The organism is Komagataeibacter saccharivorans, assembly GCF_003207825.1.
Classification (GTDB): domain Bacteria; phylum Pseudomonadota; class Alphaproteobacteria; order Acetobacterales; family Acetobacteraceae; genus Komagataeibacter; species Komagataeibacter saccharivorans.
On sequence record NZ_NKTY01000067.1, the window covers coordinates 1 to 2,507 of the forward strand.

At 55.1% G+C, this 2,507-nt stretch carries 3 protein-coding genes; 1 reads left to right on the plus strand and 2 read right to left on the minus strand.

Annotated features, from left to right (window positions below; all coding sequences use genetic code 11):
- On the plus strand, nucleotides 1-394 hold a 394-nt coding region (locus CFR79_RS15250; RefSeq protein ID WP_110548451.1), incomplete at its 5' end, for an IS5 family transposase.
- A 19-nt stretch (nucleotides 395-413) separates the two neighbouring features.
- Here CFR79_RS15250 and CFR79_RS15255 read toward each other — a convergent pair.
- Together CFR79_RS15255 and CFR79_RS15260 are read right to left on the minus strand one after the other, a co-directional pair.
- A protein-coding gene (locus tag CFR79_RS15255; protein ID WP_220030317.1) for an IS5 family transposase occupies nucleotides 414-1,192 on the minus strand; the annotation gives its coding sequence in 2 pieces (ribosomal slippage) (nucleotides 414-851 and nucleotides 854-1,192; 777 coding nt in all).
- Nucleotides 1,193-1,342: 150 nt separating this feature from the next.
- Nucleotides 1,343-2,335: an IS481 family transposase gene (locus tag CFR79_RS15260; RefSeq protein WP_110548452.1), complete on the minus strand. Its 993-nt coding sequence runs from the start codon at nucleotides 2,333-2,335 to the stop codon at nucleotides 1,343-1,345.
- Nucleotides 2,336-2,507 lie beyond the last annotated feature (172 nt).

Consider the following 2,507-nt stretch of genomic DNA (forward strand, 5'->3'; position numbering starts at 1 on the left):
AGGCGGGTTGACTACAAAGATCCATGCCATCTGCGACGCTCTGGGCAATCCGGTGGAACTCGGCATCACACCGGGACAGGATGCCGATATCACCCAGGCGGAACCGCTTCTGGAAAACATCGACCCGGATGCTTTCCTCGCTGACAAGGCGTATGACGCGGACAGGTTGATCGATCGGCTGATACAGCGCGGGATTACCCCGGTCATCCCGCCAAAACGCAACAGAACGACACGACGGGAAACCGATTTTTCTCTCTACCGCGAACGGAACCTTGTTGAGAGGTTCTTCAATAAACTCAAGCAGTTTCGCGCTATCGCAACCCGCTACGATAAACTGAAATCGACCTTCCTCGCAGCCGTGCAGTTCGCCTCAATCATCATCCTGCTTAACTGACGACACGCCGTAGGACCTGTTAGGTCTTGATATAGTCTGCTGTAGCAGCGATGAGGATGACGGAGAAGAAAGATGCAGCGGTCTTCTCATATCGGGTCGCAACAGCCCGCCACTCCTTGAGTCTTGCCCACAGGTTTTCGACCAGATGCCGGTGTCTGTAAGCCCATTTGGGACAGGCGACTTCCGGATCATTCTTCTCTGGCGGGATGACAGGACGAGATCCCCGGTTCCAGAGATATTCACGGAATTTATGCGAGGCATATCCACGATCACAGACGACATAGGTCGGTGGGTACGACAGATCGTCGAGCAAGGAATAAGCGGATGGCAGTTCATGTGCCTGTCCGGGCGAAAGTGTGAAAGACAGTGCCCTGCCATGTCCATCCGCAGCTACGCAGACCCTGGTGCCAAAGCCTCCACGTGAGCGGTCAGGCGCCTCACGATCCCTGAGGCATCCTCTGTATCCCCCTTTTTGGCGGCCCCGGCCGCCTTGTGATGGGCACGGATCGTCGTGCCATCGAGAAAAACCATGCCGAGGGCCTGATTCCGGTCTTTGACCTTTTCAAAGAGGCGCTGCCACACACTGAGCTTCGACCAGCGAATGAACAACTGTGCGGCAATCCACCAGGGACCAAACTCATCTGGTATGGCGCGCCATTTCGCGCCGTTCTGATGGCGCCAGAAAATCGCGGATATCGTCCGTCGAAGGTTCTTCGGCGGGGTCTTGCCCTTCGGGCGGACTGCCTCGATCAAAGGCTCCCAGACGGACCATGCGGTATCAGAAAAGACAGACTGCATCATGCTCATCATAAACAGCTATGCAGTCCGTTCTGTCATTCAAGGTCTAACAGACCCTAGCACTACAGTTGCATATTGTGTTGAGTTCTGAATCTATGGGCAACCATGATTCAGGATATGATGAGTGGCGGAGCGTCAGTTGAAGATACGCTAGATGTTTAGTCCCGGGATTTGATGGTGCGGATTTTGCATAAACCGTGATGGTTCTTTTTCCCACTGCTGGCAAATGCATTCATATGGAGTGAGGCCGCGCAGCGTCTTGAGTCTGCGGGCGAAATTGTAGGCAGCAACAAAGTCTGCGAGGTGCTGGCGCAACTGGTCGTGCGTTTCGTAATGGAAGCGCTTGACCGTTGCCTCCTTGATCGTGCGGTTCATCCTCTCGACCTGGCCATTTGTCCAGGGATGTCGCGGCTTTGTCAGTCGATGCTCGATATCGAGATCAGCACAGGCCAGTTCAAAAGAATGGCAACGGAACTGGACGTCATCGGCCCACATGGCCTTGATCTCTTTCGGTGTCCATCCGTTTCCGGCCGGATCGGTAAAATGCGTGCCGTTATCGGTCAGCACGGTATGGATGCGATAGGGGACTGCAGTGGCCAAAGCACGCAGGAAGTCACCGGCAACGCGACGTGTTGCTTTCTCCTGCAGTTGGACGAATGCGAATTTCGATGTCCGGTCAATCGCTACGAAGAGATAGAGGCGGCCCATTTCAGTGCGGACTTCGGCAATGTCGATATGAAAGTAGCCGATCGGATAGGTCTTGAGCTTTGAACGCTTCGGCTTATCGCCTTCGGTGTCGGGCAGGCGGCTGATCCCATGGCGCTGAAAACAACGATGCAAAGAAGAGCGCGTCAGATGCGGGCTTGTCGCCTGGAGCGCGTAAAGGCAGTCATCCAGGGGCAATAATGTATGGCGGCGGAACGCCACGATGATGGCTTCCTCCTCGATCGACAAAACCGTCGAAAGAGGAGCTTTCGGACCAGTGCGCCGATCCGCCGTATCGGGCCGCCCCTTCCATTTGGCGACCGTCTTCGGGTTGATCCCGTAGCGTTTCGCCAGAACCATCAGGCTCTCTTGACTATGTTGTATCGCTCGACGGACTGCCGCTGTCGTCGTGGCGCTTCCGTGGTGAACCTGGCCCATAGCGCTTCCTTCCACTCTCGTGAAAATAATGCACCATCAAATCCTGGGACTAAACATCTAGTGAATGGGGAGATGAACTGCCCCGAGTTTACCGGAGAGCGATTTGTTCAGTAATCAGGCAGCGATATCAAGCCTGCTCTGATCTGCATAGAAGGCGCGTTCGGCTTCGGCG

Excerpts from the sequence above, each read along its gene's own strand:
- CFR79_RS15260 (WP_110548452.1), bottom strand. The coding sequence starts at position 2,335 with ATGGGCCAGGTTCACCACGGAAGCGCCACGACGACAGCGGCAGTCCGT.